This window comes from Ferriphaselus amnicola, assembly GCF_000974685.2.
Lineage (GTDB): Bacteria > Pseudomonadota > Gammaproteobacteria > Burkholderiales > Gallionellaceae > Ferriphaselus > Ferriphaselus amnicola.
Genome location: NZ_AP018738.1, coordinates 251,253 through 275,357, shown reverse-complemented (window position 1 = coordinate 275,357; position 24,105 = coordinate 251,253). Strand labels below are relative to the sequence as shown.

Sequence of the window (24,105 nt, the reverse complement as noted above, 5' to 3'; positions counted from 1 at the left end):
GGCGCGGTATCATGGGCGCTCTTGAACAACTGAGCGCCCTGCGACCCATGAGCCGCGAACTGATCTCCCGACTGGCCGACATCGTCGGCCTTCCTCATCTACTGACCGACACGGCCGCCGCACCGTATTGCAGCGACTGGCGTAGTCGCTATTCCGGCACGGCGCTGGCCGTGGCTTTTCCGGCTGATACGCAGCAGGTCAGCGCCATCGTTGCGCTGTGCTCGGCTCATCGAGTCGCCATCGTGCCTCAGGGCGGCAACACCAGCTTGTGCGGCGCTTCGGTACCGTTGGCGGATGGAACCCCGCAACTGGTGCTGAACCTGTCACGCATGAACCGCATCCGCGACGTGGATGCCACCGATTACACCATGACCGTGGAAGCGGGTTGCAAGCTGGCTGAGCTGTATGAAGCGGCGGATCAGGCCGAGCGACTGTTCCCGCTGGGGTTGACCGCCATCGCGCCGCACTGCGAGATCGGCGGCAATCTCTCCACCAATGCCGGCGGCATCGGCGTGCTGCGTTACGGCAACGCGCGTGATCTGGTGCTGGGGCTGGAAGTGGTATTGCCGGACGGCCGCATTTGGAACGGTCTGCGCCGTTTGCGCAAGGACAACACCGGCTACGATCTCAAGCACCTGTTCATCGGTGCGGAAGGTACGCTGGGCATCATTACCGCCGCCGTGTTGAAACTGTTCCCGCGCCCAAAATCCGTAGCGACTGCCTGCATCGCCGTGCGCGACCCGGCCGCTTCGGTGGCGCTGCTGGCACATCTGCGCGCCACCTGCGGCGACAAGATCAGCGGCTTCGAGATCATCTCGCGCTCCTGCCTCGATCTGGTGTTCAAGAACATTCAAGACACGCACGAACCTTTCGCCCGTCCGCATGAGTGGATCGTCATCACCCAACTGTCGGACGTGCTGGCTGCACCGCTGGACGTTGCACTACGTGATGCGCTGCAAGCCTTCGGCGACGGTATCCTTGAATTCGTCGTCACTACCGACAAGCATCACGCCGAACGCTGGTGGAAACTGCGCAAGAACATCAGCGATGCGCAAAAGATCGAGGGACTGAGCATCAAGCACGACATCTCCGTGCCCATCAGCCGCGTGGCCGAGTTCATCGCCCAGGCCAGTGCCGATCTGCGCACAGCCTACCCCGGCATCCGCATCGTCGCCTTCGGCCACATCGGCGACGGCAACATCCACTACAACGCCTCCCTGTTCGATGCCGCCCAAAACACAGCCTTCATCGCGCAGCATGAGCCGGAAGTGAACCGCATTGTGTATGAAGTCGTGGCCAAACTCGACGGCAGCATCAGCGCCGAACACGGCTTAGGGCAGTTAAAGCGCGAGGAGATCACGCATTACAAGAGTTGTCTGGAGCTAGAATTGATGCGTAACGTAAAACGGGCGCTTGATCCACTGAACCTAATGAATCCGGGGAAAGTGATTTAGGGTGGGCTCTGAGTGATGGTTTATTTCGGCAGTAGAAGTCTTTGCCTCCTACTACCGAAATAAACCATACCCATATATTATTTGGACGTGGTAATGGGAAAGAATAAAACGTCACTCATCCGAAAGTTTCTACTGGCTATTCTGTGGATAGCCCCCGCAGTACTATCCGTAGTGGCATGGATTCTGTCCACGAAAACAGGATACGAGTTTATGTTCGATAACATTGTTAAGGTGATTGTGGTTTTGTACTGTACATACTATTTTCACTGTCGAGCTAACGGTGACAATTACGTGTTTGGCCCTCAATCTATGTCCAATCCACCTTTGGCCTTGCAGATTTTGTCTGATATTCTAGCGATGATAGTACTTGTTGTTTCTGCCAGACTAATGTTCTGAGAATAGGAAACAATAGGTGACAGACCACGATTTCAATAAGAAGGCGGTCGACTGACCACCTCATTCCGGGAGTTAGTTGTCTTGCGCCCCCTGATCCACCCACCGCTTAAACAGTTTAATCTTGTCAGGGGATAACGAGCCTTTGATTCCATAAGGCATGCTGATCGATGGATCGGCTCGGCCTTCGATCAGCATGTTCAGCGTGCTGTTCTGGCTGTCGCCGGGTTTGATGACGGGACCGAATTGCGTGCCTTTCATCAAGCTCTGGTAACTACTCAGGTCGAGCTTGCTCTTCTCAAATCCCTTGCCGCCCGGTACGTGACAACTCAGGCAGTAGTCATCAACAATGGGGCGAATATCCGCCTTGAAGCTCACGACCTTATCGGCCTGAGCGGTTACTGAAACAGCGGTCAACAGCATCGCACCGAATGTCGTGATTATTTTCATTGTCACATCTCCCCAAATGGAAACATCGAACTTCGTACCAGCGCTCATCTTAAGTCCACTCACTTGATAAGGCTATCATCCAAAGGGGGTATAATTGCCAACGAAAAGTTTCCACATATTTAGCTGCCAGAGGTATAGATAACAGCTATAGGTTGACGGAAAATCCAGCCACTCTCGGAAAGTTGGCTCCATACTCGGGTGGCATACCCATCGAACGATTATCAGTGATGAAATACAACCCAAAAAGCAAGGTATTAGAATTTTCCTCTGAGGACGAGGCCGCGCTGTTCCACAACCAATTGACCGATCTCATGCGCGCAGCGATGAACGGTGTTGGAAATGCGGAGACCACGGATGAAGAGGGGGCGCGGCTGACAAAGGAGTTTTTTGAGAGATATGCGGTTTTGACAGATGCGCTGTGTCGCTTGCGCGCCCACTTGCCTAGGAAAATGGACGATTAACATAATGATTTGCACGTGGTGTGTAGCTTAGCTTATGGATGAGGTAAAGATGATGAATGAGAAAAACTCTAGACGTTCCTTTTTTGGAAGGGTGGCGGCTGCGGTTGGGGTCATTGCGGCGGCTGCTTACACAAAAACATTGATTTCCGGAGCAAAAACTTCAGATGCCGGTCTTTCGGAAAAATACTCAAATGATGCGTCGCAGCAAGAAGAGGCTTTGATGGCAAACCGCTTGGTTGTTATGACGGACGCTGAAAAAAAGCAGCGTCTGGATGAGTTGCTAAGCTGCCATTCCAAAGAGCTCTCATAGGATTTATCAGATACCTAAGCTGGAGGTGCATATGTCAGAAGAAAATAATGTGAAGATGGAAGATGCGGCAGAGCTGGATGCTGGGCGTCGTGATTTCTTGAAATTTGTATGCACTTCAAGTGCCGCAGCACTTGTGGTGGCACCTGAGGCAGCAGAGGCCGTTGTGAAAGCAGCAGACTCAGCCGATGCCGACACGACCGTTGCCGAATTCTTCCAGGGACATTTTGTGCTGATGTCTGATGAGGAAAAGAAACAAGCCATCGCGCGTCTTGAAAAGAGATATACCGCAAAATTTGGCAAAGAAACGACGGTCTCTGATGTCGCCGCGCCGGATGATGTGCTTTTTGGCTATGCCCTCGACATGTCGAAATGCATAGGCTGCAGACGATGTGTTCATGCGTGCGTGGAGGAGAACAATCAGTCGCGCGAGGGGACTGTGATCCAATGGATACAGGTAATGAAGATTCCGAAAGGGAATATTTCATTTTCAGCCGACGAATTGGAGAAAGGTTATCCCGAGAAAAGCCAGTTTGGCGATTATGGCGTGCAGGTTGGTGGGAATGCCTATCATCCGGCAGGAATGACCACCGAAGGCGCGCAAAGCTATTACCAAGATGAGACCGTTCCTGACAAAGACTTCTTCTACATGCCAGTGCAATGTCAGCAGTGCGAAAAGCCGCCCTGCGTGAAGGCTTGTCCAGTGAGGGCGACATTCAGGGATCATGCTGGCGTGGTATTGATCGACTACAACTGGTGCATCGGTTGCCGCATGTGCCAACTGGCATGCCCCTATCAAGCAAGGCGCTTCAACTGGGGCGAACCCCAACTTCCCGCTGAAGAGATGAATCCCAAGACGCACTATTTCGGGAACAGGCCGCGCATGAAGGGGGTAATGGAGAAATGCACCTTCTGTGTTCAACGTACGCGTGAAGGACGGAATCCTGCCTGTCTAGAGGCGTGTCCGGTGGGCGCCAGAAAGTTCGGCAACCTGCTCGATCCCGAGAGCGATGTCCGCAAGGTACTCGAAACGAAACGGGTATTCAGATTCAAGGAAGAGTTCGGTACCTATCCGAAGTTCTTCTATTACATCGGCTGAGGACGCATCATGAATAAAGCTTTGTCTTTTGCGAAGGACACCAGTCTGTATGCGATCAAAGGCGGATCCATGTACTACGCATGGCTCCTCTTCCTGTCGTTCTTCATACTGGTCGGCACTTACACGTCGTACAGGCAGTTCACCGAGGGACTCATTCTGACTGGGGCAACCGACCAAGTCACTTTGGAAATGTTCTTTGCGAACTTCGTGTTTACTGCGCATGTGGCGGCGGCAGCCGTGTTAGTGGTTGCCCCCGGCTATTTCTACCATCGTCAAGACATGAAGGAACTTGCCGTCATGGGCGAGATTGTCGCGATGGTATTCGTGGCGACCGGCATCACCTTCATTCTGTACCACATGGGGCGTCCGGACAGATTACTGCACATGGTGCCGGGCATCGGATTCCTGAACTTTCCGAACTCGATGTTGGTGTATGACACCATTGTTCTAAACGTGTACCTGTACCTGAACCTCATTGGTGTGTTTTACATTCTTTATAAGAAATACGTCGGCACGTTTGATTCCAAACATCTGGCAAGATGGTTTACCCCGATTGTTTATCTGGCCATAGCCTGGGGGCCACTGATCCACATCGTCACGGCATTTGTGCTCGCCAGTAATGCTCGAATGGAGTCATGGGCTACGGCAGTCTTGCCATTTGGATTTCTGTCGATGGCAGGTGCATCCGGCCCGTCTCTGATCATAGTGATCTTCTTGTTGGCTCGGAAATATACCAAGCTGGAAGTCAACGACTCGGTCATCGACCTACTCACCACAATCATCACTTGGAGTCTTGGCCTGTTGATGTTGGTGTTTGCCGCTGAGATGTTTTCTGTACTGTATTCAAGCACAGAGCACGCGCATTCGATGAAGTACAACATGTTCGGCCACAATGGCCTGAATATGTACGTCCCTTGGTTCTGGGGAGTCATGATTACGCTAGTCGGTAGCTTTGTAGCTCTGCTTTTCCCCAGGGTCAGAAAAAGTTACAACCTCTGGCTGCCACTGGTCTGTTTCCTAGTGTTCTTTGGGGTGCTGATTGAGAAACCGATGGTTCTGGTGTTCCCAGCCTTTAGCCCATCGCCGCTCGGGGAATACACCGAATACCATGTGACTTTGATCGAGTTTTTCAACGTATTGTTCATTTGGGCCATGGCATTTCTCTGGCTGACGCTGATCATAAAGGGCGCGATCGGCATTTTGACCGGCGACGTCCGGTACGAGAAGTCTCCATCCAACACGGTGAAACAGAGCTAAGGAAGCACGTTCCTTTCGGTGTTGCAGTGGTGAACTCATTGAAGAATCCGGCCGATTAGGAACTTGTGGCTATACAGAGTATGAGGAGATGTACTAAATGATTTCCCAGCGCAAGGTATCGAAAACAGCTGCATTCATCCTGAGCAGCTTCCTCCTTTTTGGAGTGGGGGCGTATCAACGTGTAAATGCAGCAGACGAAAGTGCCGGAAAGCAGGCCGCAAAGCCAGTGACAGAGTGCTATGAAAGCCGAGTGGATTACACGACTGTGACCCGAACTGAGAATGCTGTCCCCAAGTATAACTACCCGAGTGTCAAATGCTCCAAGACCACTGGCGCCGTCCTGTGGTATGGCGACCCAATGGAGGGAACGATACCGATGGGCGAGATGCCGGAGATCAAGGATGAGACTCACGGCAACTTTGGTAATGCGTTTGTAAAGCCGCGGGAGCCGCATCTGACGTATTTCAATATGGGCCCAGATGGCTGTAAATCCTGCCATGATGGTAAAACAGTGCCTTATCCCAAGGACAAGAAGCCGCGCGAACTAGCGATGCATCAGGATATTGTCGAGAACTCTCTCGAGTTGCAGCATGGCCGTGGTGCGGTATGGTGCCTTGATTGCCATAGCCCGACGAATCGCAATAAGCTGATGAATCGCCGAGGCGAGGAGATCAGCTTTAATCAGCCCCAAAGAATGTGCGGAGATTGTCACGGAGAGAAATACATTGATTGGCGAGCCGGCGTGCATGGCAAAAGATCGGGGGCTTGGGCCTCGCACGAGGGTAAGAAGCGTTGGTGGGTTTGTACGGAATGCCACAATCCTCACACCGTACAGAAGAATCGATTCAATCCGATCAAGCCTGAGCCCGCACCTCCCCTTCCTCGCGGCATGAAGAATGCCAATCATGAGCGAGTCAGATCAGAAAAGTGATGGACGAATTCAAAGATAAAGCACAGAAAACCTCGAAGAACCTTCTGCGCAACTCGATTTCCCTTCAAGGCGCGGGCCGGCGGATGCTCGGCGGCTTTGCCGTCCCGCTCACTACACTGCGCTCAAGCCACTCGCTAAGGTTTTCAGGGCTCCCTGCAATTTTGAGTAGCGCAGCGCTGGTGGGCAGCTGAGGCAGCAGCCAACTCAGCCAGAATGGCCTCCTCCCCGCTGGCGAGGCATTAAGCAACATCATCAACGGCCGAACGATAGAGTGGGCGCACTCCTTTTTTCGCGCCGCTGCGGCTATCGCCGTATAATCCGCCGCTGATTAACTCACAAGACTCATCATGCTTTGGCTCAAGGCGTTTCACATCATTATGGTCGTTTCCTGGTTCGCCGGGCTGTTCTATCTGCCGCGCATCTTCGTCAACCATGCGATGGTGAGCGATGCAGCGACACTGGAGCGGCTGGCGCTAATGGAGCGCAAGCTTTACAAGTTCGTCACTCCCATAGCCGCATTGGCATTGATCTCTGGCCTATGGTTATGGTTCGGCTATGGTTTCGAGGGGGGCTGGCTGCACGCCAAGGTCGCATTGGTACTGGGTCTGGTCGCCTATCACCTGTACTGCGGCCACTTGGTCAAGGAGTTCGCCGCAGGACGCAACGCGCGTAGCCATGTGTGGTTCCGCTTTTTCAATGAAGTACCAGTGCTGGTATTGATGGCAGTGGTCATACTCGTGGTCGTAAAACCGTTCTGATATGCCTGACTTCTTCGCACCTTGCCCGCGCGGGCTGGAAAAACTACTGACTGACGAACTGACCTCGTTCGGCGCAACCAAACTTACGCCCACCGATGGCGGCGTCGGCTTCTTCGGCGACTGGGCGGTGTGTTATCGCGCCAATCTGCAAAGCCGGCTCGCTTCTCGCATCCTGTGGCAGGTGCAGCCCGCACTGCTGTACCGCAGTGAACAGGACATCTACCAGATGGCGATGGATCTGCCGTGGCCGCGTTGGTTTGACGTAAGCGACACCATCCGCGTCAACGTCACCGCCATCAAGTGCCCGCTAAAGAGTCTGGAGTTCATCACCCTCAAGATCAAGGATGCCATCTGCGACAAATTCCGCAGTGCAAAGGGCGCGCGCCCCAGCGTGGATACGCTGGAACCGGACATGCGCATCCACGCTTTCCTTGAAGGCGAAAAGGTCACGCTGTATCTGGATACCTCCGGCGACGCGCTGTTCAAACGCGGTGTGCGCCTACACACCAACATCGCGCCGATCCGCGAGAATCTGGCGGCGGGCATTCTGATGATGACCGGCTGGAAGCCTGGCATTCCGCTGATCGACCCGATGTGTGGCAGCGGCACCTTCCTGATCGAGGCCGCACAGATGTCGCTCAACATCCAGCCCGGCATAGCACGGCGTTTCGCCTTCGAGAAGCTAAAAAATTTCGATGCCAAGCTGTGGGCTGAGATGCGTGAACACGCACTGGCTGCGCAATTACCAGTGAGCGAATTGCCTATCTACGGCAGCGATTTGTACGGCGACGCGCTGCGCGCTGCGCACGCCAATCTGGATGAAGCCGGCCTGCGCGAGACCGTCGATCTCAAGCAATGCAATGCGCTGGAGGCCTCGCCGCCCACCGACGAACCGGGCGTGCTGGTTGCCAACTTGCCTTATGGCGAACGCATGGGTGAACTGGACGAGATGGCTGAGCTGTACCCCAAGCTTGGCGACGCGCTGAAGCAAAAGTTCGCTGGCTGGAACGCTTACCTGTTCACCGCCGACCTGCGCATCGCCAAGCTGATGCGACTCTCGCCCAGCCGCCGCACGCCGCTGTTCAATGGCGCGATCGAGTGCCGCTTGTTCGAGTACAAGATGCGAGCGGGAAGCAATCGCCCCTAGGCTCAGGTCAGCTTCAAATGGCCAATGCCCGACATCAGGTCATTGTCCTTAGCCGCCTTGCTTTCCAGCTTGATGCGCAGGCGCAGATCGTTGAGCGAATCGGCATTCTTCAACGCTTCTTCATAGGTGATCAGGTCGCTATCAAACAAAGTGAATAACGCCTGATCGAACGTCTGCATCCCCAGCTCACGTGATTTGCTCATCACCGCTTTGATCTCATTGATCTCCCCCTTGAAGATGAGGTCGGCGATGAGCGGCGAGTTCAGTAGGATTTCCATCGCGGCGATACGACCCGTGCTGTTCTTGCGTGGCACCAGCCTCTGCGAGATCAGACTCTTCAAATTGAGCGACAAACTCATTAACACCTGTTCATGCCGCTCCTCCGGGTAAAAGCTGACGATGCGATCAATCGCTTGGTCGGCATTGTTGGCGTGCAAGGTAGCCAAACACAGATGGCCGGTCTCGGCGAAGGAGATAGCGTATTCCATCGCCTCGCGGTCACGTATCTCACCGATCAGAATGACATCAGGTGCTTGACGCATGGCATTCTTGAGGGCGGACAGCCAAGATTCCGTATCTATGCCGATCTCACGATGGGTGACGATGCAATTGCGATGCTCATGGACAAATTCAACGGGGTCTTCCACGGTAACGATATGGCCGTGACTGAACTCGTTGCGATGACCAACCATCGCGGCCAGTGTGGTGGATTTACCCGAGCCGGTGGCGCCAACCAAAATCACCAGTCCACGCTTACTCATCACGATGTCTTTGAGGATAGGCGGCAAATTCAGGCTTTCCACACTGGGAATCTGTGTGGTGATGGTGCGCAGCACCATGCCGACATTCATCTGCTGCAAAAAGACATTGACCCGGAAACGACCGATCTCCGGCGGACTGATAGCGAAATTACACTCGTGCGTCGTCTCGAAAGCATCACTCTGCCTAGGGCTCATCAGGCAGTTCGCCATATCCTGAGTATCCGCAGCACTCAGCGGCGGGCTCAGAAGCGGTGTCAGCACCCCGTCGATCTTCAGCGCAGGCGGAAAACCAGCAGTAATGAATAAATCGGAAGCCTTGCGCGCCAACATCTGGCGCAACAGAGAGTGAATCAGTTCAGTCGCAAGTACGCGATCCATGAGCGGCTCCAGTCGTAGGTCAGGCCGGGAACATATCCTTGTTGGCGGCACGGGTGCGAGCCTCGGATGAAGCGACGACACCGCGCCGCACCAAATCCATCAGGCACTGATCCAGCGTCTGCATACCGATGGCTTGGCCGGTCTGGATCGCGGAGTACATCTGCGGCACTTTAGCTTCGCGGATCAGATTTCGAATCGCCGGAGTACAGATCATGATCTCGTGTGCCGCTACGCGACCTGCACCGTCCTTGGTCTTGAGCAAAGTTTGAGAGATGACGGCACGCAACGATTCCGACAACATGGCGCGCACCATTTCCTTCTCGTCGGCGGGGAACACATCGATGATACGGTCGATGGTCTTGGCGGCAGAGCTGGTGTGCAGCGTGGCGAACACCAAGTGTCCGGTTTCGGCGGCGGTCATCGCCAGACGGATGGTTTCCAGATCGCGCATTTCACCGACCAGAATCACGTCAGGGTCTTCACGCAACGCCGAACGTAGCGCATTACTGAATGAGATCGTGTGAGGGCCGACTTCCCGCTGATTGATCAGACACTTTTTGCTCTCATGCACGAACTCGATCGGGTCTTCCACCGTAAGGATGTGTCCCAGCATGGTCTCGTTGACATGATTGATCATCGCCGCCAAGGTAGTGGACTTACCTGAGCCCGTCGGCCCAGTCACCAGCACGATACCGCGCGGGTACTCTGAGATGTCCTTGAATATCTTGGGCGCTTTCAGATCTTCCAGCGTCAGTACCGTGGAAGGAATGGTCCGCAGTACCGCACCCACGCCACGTTGATGATTGAAAGCATTGACGCGAAAACGTGCCAGTCCCGGCACCTCAAAAGAGAAATCGATCTCCTTGTTTTCCTCGTAATGCTTGCGCTGTCCGTCGTTCATGATGTCGTACACCATAGCGTGTACATCTTTGCTTTCCAGCGGCGGAAGGTTGATGCGGCGGATGTCACCATGCACGCGTATCATCGGTGGCAAGCCGGCAGAAAGGTGTAAATCTGAAGCTTTACTCTTGACGCCAAAGGCGAGCAGTTCGGTAATATCCACTATAATCCCCCATCGTTTGGCAGCCGCACTTGAGATGCTTGCCGAGTCAACCTGAAACGCAACCGATTATGACCACAATCACTTCTAACTGGCAAGCTGTGAACGCGGCTATCGCAGCAGCACGCGACGCCGGACGCGATTCAGTCAACGTTGGACTGTTGGCGGTGAGCAAGACCTTCCCTGCGGCAGCGGTACGCGAGGCTTATGCCGCTGGGCAACGCGCCTTTGGCGAGAACTATGTGCAGGAAGCCATCGACAAAATGGCAGAACTTGCCGATCTGCCCATCGAATGGCATTTCATCGGCCCGATCCAGAGTAACAAAACGCGCGCCATCGCCGAACATTTCGCGTGGGTGCATGGCGTGGATCGCCTGAAGATCGCAGAACGGTTATCAGAACAACGTCCCGCCAGCTTGCCTCCGCTAAACATCTGCCTGCAAGTGAACATCAGTGGCGAAGACAGTAAGAGCGGCGTAATTCCTGCCGAGGTGGAATCGTTGGCGCTGGCCGTTGCCAAGCTACCAAATCTGCGCTTGCGTGGCTTGATGGCGATACCCGCCCCTGCCGACGGCGAAGCGCAACGCACACCGTTCGCCCGTATGCGCGAATTGCAGCAAAAACTCAATGAGCACGGACTGGCGCTGGACACGCTGTCGATGGGTATGTCACACGATTTTGGAGCGGCCATCCACGAGGGTGCGACTTTAGTGCGCGTCGGGACGGCCATCTTTGGACGACGAAATTACGGAGAACCAACATGAGCATCTGTTTTATTGGTGGTGGCAACATGGCGACGGCACTCATTGGCGGCATGCTCAAGCGCGGCTTCTCCGCCGGACGCATCCGTGTGGTGGAGATCAATGCTGAGTCGCGCGTCAAGCTCCATACACAGTTCGGCGTGCGCGCCGTAGCCAGCATCGCGGAAGGAGTCACTCATAGCAACGTCATCGTGCTGGCCGTGAAGCCGCAACAGTTGCGCGAAGTGGCGCGCGAGATCGAGCCACTACTCAAAGAGCAACTGGTGATCTCCATCGCAGCGGGTATTCGCGCGGCTGATTTGGCACGTTGGCTGAACACCCAGAGTATCGTACGCACCATGCCGAATACGCCCGCCTTGATCCGGCGCGGCGTAACGGGACTGTATGCACTCCCCAGCGTGACGGCAGAACAGCGCGAACAGTCTGGACTCATCCTCGCCGCCGTCGGACACACTTTGTGGCTGCAGAATGAAGACATGATGGATAGTGTCACCGCGATCTCCGGTAGCGGTCCGGCCTACGTGTTCTATTTCATCGAAGCGATGCAGCAAGCCGCACGAGAGTTGGGCTTCAACGATGAAGATGCGCGCCGCCTGACACTAGACACCTTCCTAGGCGCCACTAAATTAGCCGAATCCAGCAATGAAGATGTCAGCGTGCTGCGCGCGCGCGTCACCTCCAAGAACGGCACCACGGAGCGTGCACTACTCAGCATGGATGCGGCAGCGGTCAAAGCCAGCATCGTAGCTGCCGCCCATGCCGCAGCTGATCGCTCACGGGAGCTCGGCGACGAGTTGGGTGGCGACTGATGTTGGCACAAGCGATCCAATTCCTGCTCGACACGCTGGTGCAACCATTCGCGGCGATCCTACTGCTGCGATTCCATCTGCAATGGCTGCATGCGCCTTTACGCAATCCTATCGGCGAATTTGTCATGGTGTTCACCGATTTTGTGGTGCTGCGCACGCGCCGCTTCATCGCTGCGGTTAGAGGCTACGATACGGCAACGCTCTTGCTGGCCGCATTAGCCGAAGGCATCTATGTAACTGCCAGTCTTGGTGTACAGGGTTACCCATTCGCGGGCTTCCCTGTACTCGGTTTGTTGGCATGGACAGCCATTAAGCTTCTGAAGATCAGTATTTATCTACTACTCGGCTCGCTGTTCGTCGAGGCCATTCTCTCTTGGGTAAACCCGCACACTCCGTTGGCACCAGCGCTGGCTGCGATCAACCGCCCATTCCTGACACCCTTACGTAGCCGCCTGCCGATGATAGGCAACTTGGATCTCTCGATGTTAGTGCTGTTCATCTTGTGCCAGCTCGTGCTGATCGTACCCATCACTTGGCTGGAACGTCTAGCCGTCGGACTACTCTGAGATGGCCGAGTGGTATCGCCGTGAAGGCGATGTGCTAAGTCTGACCTTGCACGTGCAACCAGGCGCCAAGCGCAGTGAGGTCGCAGGCTTGCACGGCGAAGCATTAAAGCTGCGTCTGGCTGCGCCGCCCGTAGAAGGCAAAGCTAATGAGGCGTTGATGCGTTTTCTGGCCGAACTGTTCAGCGTACCGCTGCGCAACATCGAACTGAAGCAAGGCGCACAATCCCGACACAAGGTCGTCCGCATCACCGCCAGCCTGATCACCCCCGAAGCACTGCTCCCTACCCCCTCCGCAAAGTAATTCACTTCGAACTCGCTTCTAACAAACAACTCTAGGTTGTTTGCACAACTCGTTCTTTATCAAGGCAATTCACCAACACCAACAATCCGCGCTAACTCCTTGTACCGTAAAGAAAAAACCTGATTTCTTGCTTGACCGACCTGATATTTTTCAATATAGTGGGCGCAAGTGGTGATTTGTGGGTTTTTGTGGGAAATTAGAAACGAGGTTTAGGGTGTTTCAGGGAGCGGTTCAACTCAATCTGGATAGCAAGGGCAGGCTGGCAATACCGGCCAAGCACCGTGACGTCCTGCTTGCGCAGTGCGCGGGGAGATTGGTATTGACCGCCGACCACCAAGATGCCTGTTTGCTGATCTATCCCGAGCCAGAATGGGCGCCGATCAGCGAAAAGCTGCAAAAGATGCCCGCGCTCAACCCGCAAGTCCGCCAATTGCAACGCCGCCTGCTCGGCCACGCCGAAACCATTGAGATGGATGCCGCCGGACGCGTACTGGTTTCTTCGACCCTGCGCGACTACGCCAAGCTAGACAAGCAAGTGGTGCTGGTTGGCCAAGGCAATAAATTCGAATTGTGGGATCAGCAGCGCTGGAACAAGTTGAGTGAAGAGATCATCGACTTCGGCGAAGGCGCATTACCGCCCGGCATGGAGGGCTTCACACTGTGAGCGAGGGTTTGTCCCACGCCACGGTGTTGTTGCAGGAAGCAGTCGAAGCGTTAGAGATTAAGTCGGACGGCATCTACGTTGATGGCACGTTCGGTCGCGGCGGTCACAGCCGCCTGATCTTGCAACAGTTAGGCTCGCATGGCCGCTTGATCGCGCTGGACAAAGATCCACTGGCGATCGCCGCCGCTCAACAGATCACCGATGTACGTTTCCAGATCGTCCACAGTGCTTTTGCCGATCTGGATGCCGTATTGCAGGAATTACATGTACCGCAAGTAGATGGCGTGCTACTCGATTTGGGCGTGTCTTCGCCGCAACTTGATGACGCACAAAGAGGTTTTAGTTTCCGTTTCGATGCGCCGCTGGATATGCGCATGGACACTAGCAAGGGCCAAACCGCCGCAGAGTGGCTAGCCGTAGCTGAAGAAAGTTTACTCAGAGGGGTTATCAGGGATTATGGCGAAGAACGGTTTGCTGCACAGATTGCAAGGACGATTGTTGCTGCGCGCCAAAAACAGCCTATCGAAACCACCCGCCAGCTCAGCGAGATCGTCGCTCAGGCCGTGCGCACCCGCGAACCCGGCCAGAATCCGGCGACGCGTACCTTTCAGGCTATACGGATTTATCTCAACCAAGAGCTCGACGAACTCGCGCGGATTCTGCCGCAGTGCGTGGAGCATCTAAGAGACAAGGGGCGACTGGTGGTCATCAGTTTTCATTCGCTGGAAGATCGTATGGTCAAACGCTTTTTGCGTGACATGGCCGAGGGCGACAAACTCCCGCGCAATGTACCGATCCGCGCCAGCGAAGTACCACAGGGCAAAGTGCAGCTGATCGGCAAGCCGATCCGCGCATCAGAAGCCGAGTTGGCAATCAATCCGCGCGCGCGCAGCGCGATCATGCGCATAGCCGAGCGGCAGGGAGTTTCAGCGTGAGTCGCATCGACCTACTGCTGCTGCTCGTCGCCATCGTCTGCGCCTTGGGCGTCGTCACCGCTCAGCATCACGCCAGAAAGCTCACCGTGGCCATCCAGCAAGAAAAGGATCGGTCGCAACAAATGGAAGTGGAATGGGGTCAGCTCCGCCTAGAACACAGCACGTGGTCGATGCCCGCTCGCGTCGAGAACATCGTCGTCAATCAGTTGCAAATGCAGCTACCTAACCAAAAGCAGATCCAGTATGTGCATGTCAGTCCAGCCCTGTTGCAGGAGGCACAGCCATGAGCTACGCCAGCTCGCTACGCCGCCGTCCGCCGGAGCCGATGAAGCTGCCGCCTTGGCGCGCGCGCTTGCTATTCATGGCAATCTTGCTTGGATTAGGCGGCCTCGTGGTGCGCTCCGCTTACCTGCAAGGATTCCACGACACGTTCCTGCAAAACAAAGGCAACGCCCGCTATAGCCGCGACATCGAGATCACCGCGCATCGCGGCATGATTACCGATCGCGTTGGCGAGCCGCTAGCCGTAAGTACGCCAGTCGAGTCCATCTGGGCGAACCCTGAAGATGTCGAAGCCACGCCGCAGCAATTAGAGAAGCTGGCAAAGGTACTGCATATCGGTAAGGATGAGCTGGCAAGTAAGCTATCGAATCGCGATAAAGGTTTCGTCTATCTCAAGCGCCAACTCCCGCCCGACGAGGCCGAAAAAGCTGTTCGCTTGAAAATCCCCGGAGTCGCCCTGCATCGCGAATATCGCCGTTTTTACCCCGGTGCAGAAGTAACAGCGCACCTGCTGGGTTTCACCGGCGTGGATGATAACGGCCAAGAGGGCCTTGAGTTACTGCTGCAAGATCGACTGGCCGGCATGCCTGGCAGCGAGCGCATCATCAAGGATGCACGCGGCCATGTGGTCGAGGACGTGGCCAATGTGCGCGCTCCCAAACCCGGCACCGATGTCGCGTTGAGTCTGGACAGCAAGCTGCAATATCTAGCCTTCCGCGAAATCAAGATGGCGGTCGAGAATCACCACGCCAAAGCGGGCTCCATCGTCGTGCTCGATGCCAAGAGTGGCGAAGTGCTGGCACTGGCGAACTGGCCTAGTTACAACCCGAACAACCGTGAGCGTCCGTCCTTGCAGACCATGCGTAACCACGCCGTGACCGACCTATTCGAGCCGGGCTCGACTATGAAGCCGTTCACTGCCGCCGCCGCATTGGAGTCAGGCAAAGTGCGCCCCGACACCGTCATCAACACCGAGCATGGCGTCTATGTGGTCGGTGGCCATAAGATCCACGACACTCACGCAGAAGCGTCGATGACCGTATCGCAGATCATCCAAAAATCCAGCAATGTCGGCGCAACCAAGCTAGCACTATCGCTGTCCCCAGAAACTTTTTGGCACAACCTGAGCGAGGTCGGCTTTGGCGCACTGACGGGCAGCAACTTCCCCGGAGAAGCCTACGGACGACTACGCGATTTCAAACGCTGGGTTCCCATCGACCAAGCCACGATGTCTTACGGCAACGGGATCTCAGTCAACCTATTGCAACTAGCTCGCGCCTACACCGTGTTCGCCAACGACGGTGAATTGCAGCCTGTAACACTCATCAAGCGCGACGTACCCCTAGTTGGGAAGAAAGTGTTCTCTGAAAGAACAGCGCGCGAAGTGCGCGCCATGCTGGAGCTAGTAGTACAGCCAGGCGGAACCGCACCGCAAGCGCAGATAAACGGTTACCGCGTGGCTGGCAAAACCGGTACCGCACACAAGCTGGACGGCGGACACTACGTAAACAAATACATCGCCTCCTTCGTTGGTTTGGCACCCGCCTCCAATCCTCGTTTGATCGTAGCGGTCATGGTGGACGAACCAGCGGGAGCCCAATATTACGGCGGTCAAGTAGCTGCGCCGGTGTTCAGCAACGTGATGGGTAGCGCCCTGCGCATACTGAACATTCCCAACGATGCGCCATTGGGCAATGTGTTGATGCCGCCCGCTGGCGAGATCATTAAGGAGGAGGTATGACCTTCACTCCCGATGCCTTGAAATCACTCGGAGTTTCGGTCACACGCCTGACCACCGACAGCCGTGCCGTGCAGCCGGGGGATACCTTCGTCGCTCACCCCGGAGCCGCCGCTGATGGCCGTCGTTTCATACCGCAAGCCATCGCCAACGGTGCTAATGCGGTGATCTGGGAATCTCACGGATTTGAGTGGAACACAGACTGGCACAGCCCGAACCTGCCCATTGCCAGCCTGCGCGAACACGCTGGCGTGCTGGCCGATGCTGTGTACGGCCAGCCGTCTGAAAAGTTATGGATGATCGGTGTGACCGGCACCAACGGCAAGACTTCGTGCAGCACTTGGCTGGCCACTGCACTCGCCGCGCAGGGCAAGAAGTGCGGCTTGATCGGCACGCTGGGCAACGGCTTCCCCGGAGCGCTGCAAGCGACGCTCAATACCACGCCGGATGCCATCCGCGTCCACGGATTGCTGGCCGACTTCCTAGCTCAGGGTGCGAACAGTGTGGCGATGGAAGTCTCCTCTCATGCGCTGGAGGAAGGTCGTGTCCAAGCCGTGCGCTTCGACGTGGCACTGTTCACCAATCTGAGCCGTGACCATCTCGATTTCCACGGCGACATGACGCACTACGCGGCCGCCAAGCGCAAACTGTTCGACACCCATCAGCTCAAGTACGCAGTACTGAATCTGGACGATGCCTACGGCATGGAATTCGCCGAACAACTACGCGACAGCGAAGTCGAGGTGATCGGCTATGGCTTGAGCGATGCAGCACTTCAACGCGCTGAACATCTGGGCATCCGCATGGTATTCGGTGGCGAGCTCAAGATGGACAGCGCAGGCCTAAAGCTGAACGTGCATTCGAGTTGGGGCGGCGCACAACTGAGCAGCCCGCTGGTCGGTCGTTTCAATGCCGCCAACCTGCTCGGCTCACTGGCCGTGCTACTGGTCAGTGATGTGCCGCTAGCACAAGCAGTAGCCGCCTTAGAGCAAGTGCAAGCCGTCCCCGGCCGGATGCAGAAAATCGGCGGCGGCGACCTTCCATCCGTCGTCGTGGATTACGCCCACACGCCCGATGCACTGGAAAAAGTGCTCGCTGCTCTACGCGAACTGGCAGAAGCACAGCACGGCCAGTTAATCTGCGTGTTCGGCTGCGGTGGCGACCGCGACAGCGGCAAGCGCCCGATGATGGGCAAGATCGCCGAGAAGCTGGCTCATCAGGTCATCGTCACCAACGACAATCCGCGTAGCGAAGCGCCACAAACCATCATCGACGAAATCGTGTCCGGCATGCAGAACGGCCAAGTCGAGGTAATCGAAGATCGCGCAGCAGCCATCACCACGGCCATTGCGCGAGCAGGCGCAAGCGATACCGTGCTGCTGGCAGGTAAGGGCCATGAGCCCTATCAAGAGATCGCCGGCATCAAACACCCGTTCAGCGATTTGACTCAGGCCGAGCAAGCTCTATCCGCATGGAGGGCTCACGCATGATGACGCTCCTGCAGATTTCGAAAGCACTGGGAGCTCCACGCTGCGAAGCAAACCCACGTATCGCCCAAGTGAACACCGACAGTCGCAAGATCATCGCAGGCGACCTGTTCATTGCCCTGCGCGGCGAACACTTCGACGGCGCGGCCTTTGTAGCGCAGGCCGCTAAAGATGGCGCAGTCGCCGCCGTGGTCAATGTGGGCAGCGAGATCGGCGACGTGACTATTCCCGTATTGCGCGTGGCCGACACCCGTTTGGCGCTGGGACAACTCGCCGCTTGGTGGCGTAAACAATTCGACCTGCCGCTGATCGCCGTCACCGGCAGCAACGGTAAGACGTCCGTAAAGGAAATGCTGGCAGCCATCTGCACCGTCGCGGCGGGCAACAAAGATGCCGTACTGGCGACCCAGGGCAATCTGAACAACGACATCGGCATGCCGCTCACTTTATTACGCCTGCGCAAATCGCATCGCTATGCCGTGATCGAGATGGGCATGAACCACCCTGGCGAGATCGACTACCTGACTCGCTTGGCGACTCCGAACGTCGCACTGGTGAACAACGCCAGCGGCGCGCATCTAGAAGGCCTCGGTACCGTCGAAGCCGTGGCGCGCGCCAAAGGTGAGATCTTTGCAGGTCTGTCCGCAGACGGTGTGGCCGTACTCAATGCCGACGACGCCCACGCCGGACTCTGGCGCAAGCTCGCCGCTCCGCATTCCATCATTGATTTTGGTCTGGATGCCGCCGCCGTAGTGTGCGGAAGCTGGCAGCCGATCGCAGCCGGTTCGCAGCTGACCATCAGCACTCCGGCAGGAGCTTCGCATCTGCATCTGCAAGTGCCCGGAGCGCACAATGCACGCAACGCGCTGGCGGCGACTGCCGCTGCGTTGGCGATAGGTATCAAGCTAGAACAGATCAAAGCCGGTCTGGAAGCTTTCGCTGGGGTGAGTGGTCGCTTGCAGCGCAAGCGCACCGCCAGCGGTGCGATCGTGATCGATGATACCTATAACGCCAATCCCGCTTCGATGCGTGCCGCCATTGCTGTGCTGGCACAAGCCGAAGGGCTGCGCATCTTCGTGCTGGGTGACATGGGTGAGCTGGGCACAGACGCAGCGCGCTTTCACGCCGAGATCGGTGCCGCCGCTGCGAACGCTGGCATCGAGCGTCTGTATGCACTAGGCGCACTGAGCGCGCATGCAACGCAAGCGTTCGGCGCAGGCGGACAGCATTTTGACCGCATCGAAGATTTGCTCGATGCACTGGATAGAGCGCTGGGACCCGAAGCCACGGTACTGGTGAAAGGATCACGCTTCATGAAGATGGAACGGGTAGTTGCCCACTGCATCGCTGGGGAGGAAACATGCTGCTCGCATTAGCACAATGGTTGGGCCAAGACGTACGCACGTTCAACGTGTTCGGTTACATCACGCTGCGCGCGGTGCTGGCCGCGATGACGGCATTGTTCATCTCCTTCGCCGTCGGCCCGTGGATGATCCGCAAGCTGACTTCGATGAAGATCGGCCAATCGGTACGCGATGACGGTCCGCAGACGCATCTGGTCAAGGCTGGCACGCCCACCATGGGCGGCGCACTGATCCTCACCTCGGTCGCCATCACCACTTTGCTTTGGGGCGATCTCCACAACGCTTACATCTGGGTGGCGCTACTTACCACGCTGGGTGTAGGCGCCATCGGCTGGGTGGATGACTACCGCAAAGTGGTGCATCGCAATCCTAAAGGCTTGTCGGCCAAGGCCAAGATGTTCTGGCAATCGCTGATTGCACTGGCAGTTGGCGTATTCCTGTGGAAGACCGCCGTACTGCCGCAGCACACCGAGCTGATCTTCCCATTCTTCAAGCATCTGATTCTGCCTCTGTCGGCCTTCGGCTTCCTCGTGCTGGTGTACTTCGTCATCGTCGGCACCAGCAACGCCGTGAATCTGACCGACGGGCTGGATGGTCTTGCAATCATGCCAACGGTGATGGTTGCCAGCGCCCTAGCGATCTTCGCTTACGTTGCTGGCCACGCCGTGTTCTCCAAATATCTGGGCGTACCGCACATTCCTGGCGCGGGTGAGTTAGCTGTGTTTTGCGCGGCCATCGCCGGAGCTGGACTGGCCTTCCTATGGTTCAACGCCTACCCAGCGGAAGTGTTCATGGGCGACGTCGGCGCGCTGGCACTGGGCGCGGCGCTCGGTGTGGTCGCCGTGATCGTGCGCCAAGAAGTGGTGTTGTTCATCATGGGCGGCGTATTCGTCGTGGAAACTCTGTCGGTCGCGGCGCAAGTGAGCTACTTCAAATTCACCAAGGCGAAATATGGCCAAGGGCGGCGCATCTTCCTGATGGCGCCGCTGCATCACCATTACGAACAAAAAGGCTGGAAAGAAACTCAAGTGGTGGTGAGGTTCTGGATCATCACCATGCTGCTGGTCTTGCTGGGACTGGCATCCCTCAAGTTGAGATAGGAGACTACGCAATGGAATGGGTCAACAAGAACGTGTTGGTGCTGGGTCTAGGTGAGACAGGCTTATCGCTCGTCCGCTGGTTGAGCGCGCAAGGTGCGCGTTTGCGCGTCGCCGATAGCCGCAACTTCCCGCCCGGCCTTGAATCCCTGCGCGAGCAATTCCCACTGGCCGATGTCCGCTGCGGATTCTTTCGTGGCGAATTACTCGACGGCATCGACGTGATCGCCATCAGCCCCGGCGTTCCCGTCGCCGAACCGCTGGTGCAAAAAGCCATGGAACGCAAGATTCCCGTGCTCGGCGATGTTGAACTATTCGCCCGCGCCTTGCCCAAGGAAGGCGGACCCAAGATCATCGCAATCACTGGCTCTAACGGCAAAACCACCGTCACCAGCATGGTCGGGGCCATGTGCCGCGCCTCATGGCTTGAAACCGAAGTGGCCGGCAACATCTCACCTGCGGTGCTGGATGCGCTACTGGATCGCGGTGGCAAGCAACCCGAAGTGTGGGTGTTAGAGCTATCCAGCTTCCAACTGGAAACCACTTGGTCGCTCAGCGCCGATGCCGCCACCGTGCTCAACATCAGCGAGGATCATCTAGATCGATATTCTGATATGTACGGCTACATCGCCGCTAAATCACGCATCTTCCGCAGCGATGGTTTACGTGGTGTGCAAGTACTCAACCGCGATGATCCCGAAGGCATCCGCATGGCGTTGCTGGGTCGTAGCACCGTCACCTTCGGGCTGAACAATCCACCTACCGGCAAGGACTGGGGCATCGCGCATGCTGACGGCGACATCTGGTTGATGCAAGGGATGTTGCGAGTGATGAAAGCCAGTGAGCTGCAAGTCAACGGCCAGCACAACATCGCGAATGCCTTGGCTGCACTAGCGCTATGCCGCGCCATCGGCTTGCCACTGGAGCCATTGGTACAAGCACTGCGCGAATTCAAAGGGTTGCCGCACCGGGTCGAAAAAGTCGCCGAAATCGGTAGCGTAAGCTATTTCGACGACTCCAAAGGCACCAATGTCGGCGCTACCGAAGCGGCGCTCAGCGGCATGGGACAGCCTACCGTGGTGATCATGGGCGGCGACGGCAAGGGTCAGGACTTCTCGCCACTCAAATCTGCCGTGACCGAGCATGCCCGCGCTGTGGTGTTGATCGGGCGCGATGCACCCGCCATCGAGTTCGCCCTTCAGGGCTGTAACAAGCCCATCTACAACGCCACGGACATGGCAGATGCCGTGCGTCTGTCCGCATCACTAGCTCAGCCCGGCGATGCCGTGCTGATGTCACCCGCCTGCGCCAGCTTCGACATGTTCCGCAACTACGTGCATCGTGCACAGGTGTTCATCGCTGCTGTGCAAGCGCTGCCACAGAAGGAAGCCGTATGACAGCAACGGCCAAGCGTTCATACGCTCCTTTGGTCGAATACGACGCCATCCTGAGTTGGGTGGCGCTACTACTTCTGTCTATCGGTCTGGTGATGGTCTATTCCGCGTCGATCGCAACCGCAGAGGCCAGCAAATACACCCATCAATCAACGTTCTATCTGCTACGCCAGAGCATTTTCATCGTCATCGGATTTATCGCTGGCGTGGTCGCCTTCCAGATGCCGGTGCGCGGCTGGCAAAAGCTCTCACCTTGGCTATTTTTGGTAGGCGTCGCTTTGCTCTTGCTGGTGCTGATCCCCGGCATCGGCAAAGTGGTGTACGGCAGCCGTCGCTGGCTCTCATTGTTTGTGTTCAATTTGCAGCCTTCGGAATTGATGAAGCTGTTCGCCGTGCTGTACGCCGCCGACTATACGGTGCGCAAAAGCAACGTCGGCCACTTGCTCACCAAAGCCTTCTTGCCCATGGCCGCAGTGATGGGGGTGGTTGGCACCTTGTTGCTGCTGGAGCCCGACATGGGCGCCTTCGTGGTGATCTTCGCCATCGCGTTCTGCATCCTCTGGTTGGGCGGCTTCAATCTAAAAGTGTTCGCTGGACTGATGATCGTGCTGCCTCTCGGATTCGCAGCATTGGTTCTGTCATCCGAATACCGAATGAAGCGCGTCACCGGCTTCATGGATCCTTGGTCAGACCCTTACGGCAAAGGCTATCAATTAAGCCACGCGTTGATCGCCTTCGGACGCGGCGAATGGACTGGGGTCGGTTTGGGTGGAAGCGTGGAGAAACTGTTCTATCTGCCGGAGGCACACACCGACTTCTTGATGGCCGTGATCGGCGAGGAACTCGGTTTCGTAGGTGTGCTGGTGGTGATGAGTCTGATCGCATGGTTCGTCGCCCGCGCTTACATGATCGGCCGCCAAGCCGCATTCATGGAGCGCCCCTTTGCCGCATTGGTCGCCCAAGGCATCGCCGTCTGGATCGGCTTCCAATCGATGATCAACATCGGCGTAAACATGGGCGTGCTACCGACCAAAGGACTGACCCTGCCCTTCCTTAGCTTCGGCGGCAGCGGCATCGTGGTGAACTGCGTCTCGGTAGCGATCCTGCTGCGCATCGACTATGAAAACAGACGATTGTCTAGAGGGCTGCCAGCATGAGTACGAGCAACATTCTCATCATGGCAGGCGGCACCGGCGGCCACATCTATCCCGGACTGGCGGTAGCCGATGTGCTGCGCGGTCAGGGCTGGAACGTGACCTGGCTGGGCGCGCCCAACAGCATGGAAGCCGAACTGGTGCCCAAGCACGGCTATCCAGTGGCGAATGTGAATTTCGGTGGACTTCGCGGCAAAGGGCTGCTGCGCAAACTGATGCTGCCGATCAATCTGCTACGCGCGCTGGCACAAAGCGCTGCTGCCATCTTCCGTCATCGTCCTGACGTCGTGCTTGGAATGGGCGGCTACATCACCTTCCCCGGCGGCTTGATGGCCTGGTTGCTGCGCCGTCCGGTGATGATCCATGAACAGAATTCAGTCGCGGGTCTCAGCAACAAGGCGCTGGGCAAGTTGGCTGCCCGAGTCCTATCCGGCTTCCCCAAGGTGTTGCCGAATGCGGAATGGGTGGGCAATCCAGTGCGCGCCAGCATCGCCCAGCTGCCGATTCCTGCTAACCGCTACGCAGGACGCAGCGGCCCGCTCAACGTACTGGTCGTCGGCGGAAGTCTGGGTGCAAAGGCGCTCAACGAATGCCTACCACAGGCTCTAGCCTTGCTGCCACAAGCAGATCGCCCACGGGTCACGCATCAAACCGGCAAGCAGCATTTCGCCGCCGTCGAAGCCTTGTACCAACAGGCTGATATCACCGCCGAGGTACGCCCTTTCCTCGACGATATGGATGTGCGCTACGCCAACGCCGATCTGGTGATCTGCCGCTCAGGCGCGTTGACCGTGGCCGAATTAGCGGCAGCAGGCGTGGCCAGCATACTGGTGCCGTTCCCCTTCGCGGTGGACGATCACCAGACCGGCAATGCGAAGTTTCTGGCGGAACAAGGCGCGGCAGTATTGCTGCCACAGACCGAGCTGACGCCGCAAAAGCTGGCGCAGCTCTTGCGGGACATGACACGCGAACGCGCGCAAGTGATGGCTGAAGCCGCGCGCCGTTTGGCAAAACCAGATGCAGCACAAAAAGTTGCGCAGATTTGCGCAGAACTGGCGGACGCATGACAACACGGCGCGAAGCGACTTGTTGCGGCG

The 24,105-nt window shown here is 56.7% G+C and carries 26 protein-coding genes; 23 read left to right on the top strand and 3 right to left on the bottom strand.

The genetic code is table 11. The features are described 5' to 3' along the window. Positions 1-11: 11 nt before the first annotated feature. Positions 12-1,454 carry an FAD-binding oxidoreductase gene (locus tag OYT1_RS01265; RefSeq protein WP_232013205.1) on the top strand — a complete coding sequence of 481 codons (1,443 nt, stop codon included), beginning with the start codon at positions 12-14 and terminating at the stop codon, positions 1,452-1,454. 468 nt (positions 1,455-1,922) lie between these two features. Here OYT1_RS01265 and OYT1_RS01255 read toward each other — a convergent pair whose 3' ends face one another. Next, the gene (locus OYT1_RS01255; RefSeq protein ID WP_062625709.1) at positions 1,923-2,297 is read right to left on the bottom strand and encodes a c-type cytochrome domain-containing protein; all 375 of its coding nucleotides are present in this window, start codon (positions 2,295-2,297) and stop codon (positions 1,923-1,925) included. A 227-nt stretch (positions 2,298-2,524) separates the two neighbouring features. On the opposite strand from OYT1_RS01255, the gene OYT1_RS01250 reads away from it, so the two are divergent. The 8 genes from OYT1_RS01250 (at position 2,525) to OYT1_RS01215 (ending at position 8,257) form a co-directional block, all read left to right on the top strand. Then, complete coding sequence (locus OYT1_RS01250; RefSeq protein WP_062625710.1) at positions 2,525-2,758, top strand: hypothetical protein; 234 nt, start codon at positions 2,525-2,527, stop codon at positions 2,756-2,758. A 49-nt stretch (positions 2,759-2,807) separates the two neighbouring features. Then, the gene (locus OYT1_RS01245) at positions 2,808-3,068 is read left to right on the top strand and encodes a hypothetical protein (RefSeq protein WP_145983651.1); all 261 of its coding nucleotides are present in this window, start codon (positions 2,808-2,810) and stop codon (positions 3,066-3,068) included. A gap of 31 nt (positions 3,069-3,099) precedes the next feature. Beyond that, on the top strand, positions 3,100-4,164 hold the full coding sequence (locus OYT1_RS01240; protein WP_197714099.1) for a 4Fe-4S dicluster domain-containing protein: 1,065 nt from the start codon (positions 3,100-3,102) through the stop codon (positions 4,162-4,164). A 9-nt stretch (positions 4,165-4,173) separates the two neighbouring features. Next, positions 4,174-5,421, top strand: coding sequence for an NrfD/PsrC family molybdoenzyme membrane anchor subunit (gene nrfD / locus OYT1_RS01235; protein WP_062625712.1), 1,248 nt, complete (start codon positions 4,174-4,176; stop codon positions 5,419-5,421). A 97-nt stretch (positions 5,422-5,518) separates the two neighbouring features. Beyond that, positions 5,519-6,352, top strand: coding sequence for a cytochrome c3 family protein (locus OYT1_RS01230; protein ID WP_062625713.1), 834 nt, complete (start codon positions 5,519-5,521; stop codon positions 6,350-6,352). Next, entirely contained in the window at positions 6,352-6,543 is a 192-nt protein-coding gene (locus OYT1_RS01225; RefSeq protein WP_062625714.1) for a hypothetical protein, read from the top strand. Before OYT1_RS01230 ends, OYT1_RS01225 begins: the two co-directional genes overlap by 1 nt. A 156-nt stretch (positions 6,544-6,699) precedes the next feature. Further along, the gene (locus OYT1_RS01220) at positions 6,700-7,110 is read left to right on the top strand and encodes a CopD family protein (protein ID WP_062625715.1); all 411 of its coding nucleotides are present in this window, start codon (positions 6,700-6,702) and stop codon (positions 7,108-7,110) included. Between the two features lies 1 nt (position 7,111). Continuing rightward, the gene (locus OYT1_RS01215; protein WP_062625716.1) at positions 7,112-8,257 is read left to right on the top strand and encodes a THUMP domain-containing class I SAM-dependent RNA methyltransferase; all 1,146 of its coding nucleotides are present in this window, start codon (positions 7,112-7,114) and stop codon (positions 8,255-8,257) included. A 2-nt stretch (positions 8,258-8,259) separates the two neighbouring features. On the opposite strand, the gene OYT1_RS01210 is transcribed toward OYT1_RS01215, so the two are convergent. After that, positions 8,260-9,396, bottom strand: a complete 1,137-nt coding sequence (locus tag OYT1_RS01210) for a PilT/PilU family type 4a pilus ATPase (protein WP_062625717.1) — start codon at positions 9,394-9,396, stop codon at positions 8,260-8,262. A gap of 19 nt (positions 9,397-9,415) precedes the next feature. Further along, positions 9,416-10,459, bottom strand: a complete 1,044-nt coding sequence (locus tag OYT1_RS01205; protein WP_062625718.1) for a type IV pilus twitching motility protein PilT — start codon at positions 10,457-10,459, stop codon at positions 9,416-9,418. Positions 10,460-10,527: 68 nt separating this feature from the next. Here OYT1_RS01205 and OYT1_RS01200 point away from each other — a divergent pair, with 68 nt between their 5' ends. The 14 genes from OYT1_RS01200 (at position 10,528) to murG (ending at position 24,075) form a co-directional block, all read left to right on the top strand. Then, on the top strand, positions 10,528-11,220 hold the full coding sequence (locus OYT1_RS01200) for a YggS family pyridoxal phosphate-dependent enzyme (protein WP_062625719.1): 693 nt from the start codon (positions 10,528-10,530) through the stop codon (positions 11,218-11,220). Continuing rightward, positions 11,217-12,026 (top strand): pyrroline-5-carboxylate reductase, encoded by an 810-nt coding sequence (gene proC, locus OYT1_RS01195; protein WP_062625720.1) that lies wholly within the window; start codon positions 11,217-11,219, stop codon positions 12,024-12,026. Before OYT1_RS01200 ends, proC begins: the two co-directional genes overlap by 4 nt. Beyond that, positions 12,026-12,592 (top strand): YggT family protein, encoded by a 567-nt coding sequence (locus OYT1_RS01190; protein WP_062625721.1) that lies wholly within the window; start codon positions 12,026-12,028, stop codon positions 12,590-12,592. Before proC ends, OYT1_RS01190 begins: the two co-directional genes overlap by 1 nt. A 1-nt stretch (position 12,593) precedes the next feature. Next, positions 12,594-12,893: a DUF167 domain-containing protein gene (locus tag OYT1_RS01185; protein WP_062625722.1), complete on the top strand. Its 300-nt coding sequence runs from the start codon at positions 12,594-12,596 to the stop codon at positions 12,891-12,893. Between the two features lie 214 nt (positions 12,894-13,107). Next, positions 13,108-13,557 carry a division/cell wall cluster transcriptional repressor MraZ gene (gene mraZ / locus OYT1_RS01180; protein WP_062625723.1) on the top strand — a complete coding sequence of 150 codons (450 nt, stop codon included), beginning with the start codon at positions 13,108-13,110 and terminating at the stop codon, positions 13,555-13,557. Beyond that, complete coding sequence (rsmH, locus tag OYT1_RS01175; RefSeq protein WP_062625724.1) at positions 13,554-14,492, top strand: 16S rRNA (cytosine(1402)-N(4))-methyltransferase RsmH; 939 nt, start codon at positions 13,554-13,556, stop codon at positions 14,490-14,492. Before mraZ ends, rsmH begins: the two co-directional genes overlap by 4 nt. Then, positions 14,489-14,779 (top strand): cell division protein FtsL, encoded by a 291-nt coding sequence (gene ftsL, locus OYT1_RS01170; protein ID WP_062625725.1) that lies wholly within the window; start codon positions 14,489-14,491, stop codon positions 14,777-14,779. Before rsmH ends, ftsL begins: the two co-directional genes overlap by 4 nt. Beyond that, positions 14,776-16,515 (top strand): peptidoglycan D,D-transpeptidase FtsI family protein, encoded by a 1,740-nt coding sequence (locus OYT1_RS01165; RefSeq protein WP_062625726.1) that lies wholly within the window; start codon positions 14,776-14,778, stop codon positions 16,513-16,515. The genes ftsL and OYT1_RS01165 overlap by 4 nt, the downstream gene beginning before the upstream one ends. After that, positions 16,512-18,002 carry a UDP-N-acetylmuramoyl-L-alanyl-D-glutamate--2,6-diaminopimelate ligase gene (locus tag OYT1_RS01160; protein WP_062625727.1) on the top strand — a complete coding sequence of 497 codons (1,491 nt, stop codon included), beginning with the start codon at positions 16,512-16,514 and terminating at the stop codon, positions 18,000-18,002. Before OYT1_RS01165 ends, OYT1_RS01160 begins: the two co-directional genes overlap by 4 nt. After that, positions 17,999-19,375, top strand: a complete 1,377-nt coding sequence (locus tag OYT1_RS01155) for a UDP-N-acetylmuramoyl-tripeptide--D-alanyl-D-alanine ligase (RefSeq protein WP_062625728.1) — start codon at positions 17,999-18,001, stop codon at positions 19,373-19,375. Before OYT1_RS01160 ends, OYT1_RS01155 begins: the two co-directional genes overlap by 4 nt. Then, complete coding sequence (gene mraY, locus OYT1_RS01150; RefSeq protein ID WP_062625729.1) at positions 19,360-20,463, top strand: phospho-N-acetylmuramoyl-pentapeptide-transferase; 1,104 nt, start codon at positions 19,360-19,362, stop codon at positions 20,461-20,463. The genes OYT1_RS01155 and mraY overlap by 16 nt, the downstream gene beginning before the upstream one ends. An 11-nt stretch (positions 20,464-20,474) precedes the next feature. After that, positions 20,475-21,857 (top strand): UDP-N-acetylmuramoyl-L-alanine--D-glutamate ligase, encoded by a 1,383-nt coding sequence (gene murD / locus OYT1_RS01145; protein WP_062625730.1) that lies wholly within the window; start codon positions 20,475-20,477, stop codon positions 21,855-21,857. Continuing rightward, positions 21,854-23,011, top strand: a complete 1,158-nt coding sequence (gene ftsW, locus OYT1_RS01140; protein ID WP_062625731.1) for a putative lipid II flippase FtsW — start codon at positions 21,854-21,856, stop codon at positions 23,009-23,011. Before murD ends, ftsW begins: the two co-directional genes overlap by 4 nt. Next, on the top strand, positions 23,008-24,075 hold the full coding sequence (murG, locus tag OYT1_RS01135) for an undecaprenyldiphospho-muramoylpentapeptide beta-N-acetylglucosaminyltransferase (RefSeq protein ID WP_062625732.1): 1,068 nt from the start codon (positions 23,008-23,010) through the stop codon (positions 24,073-24,075). The genes ftsW and murG overlap by 4 nt, the downstream gene beginning before the upstream one ends. Positions 24,076-24,105: the final 30 nt, after the last annotated feature.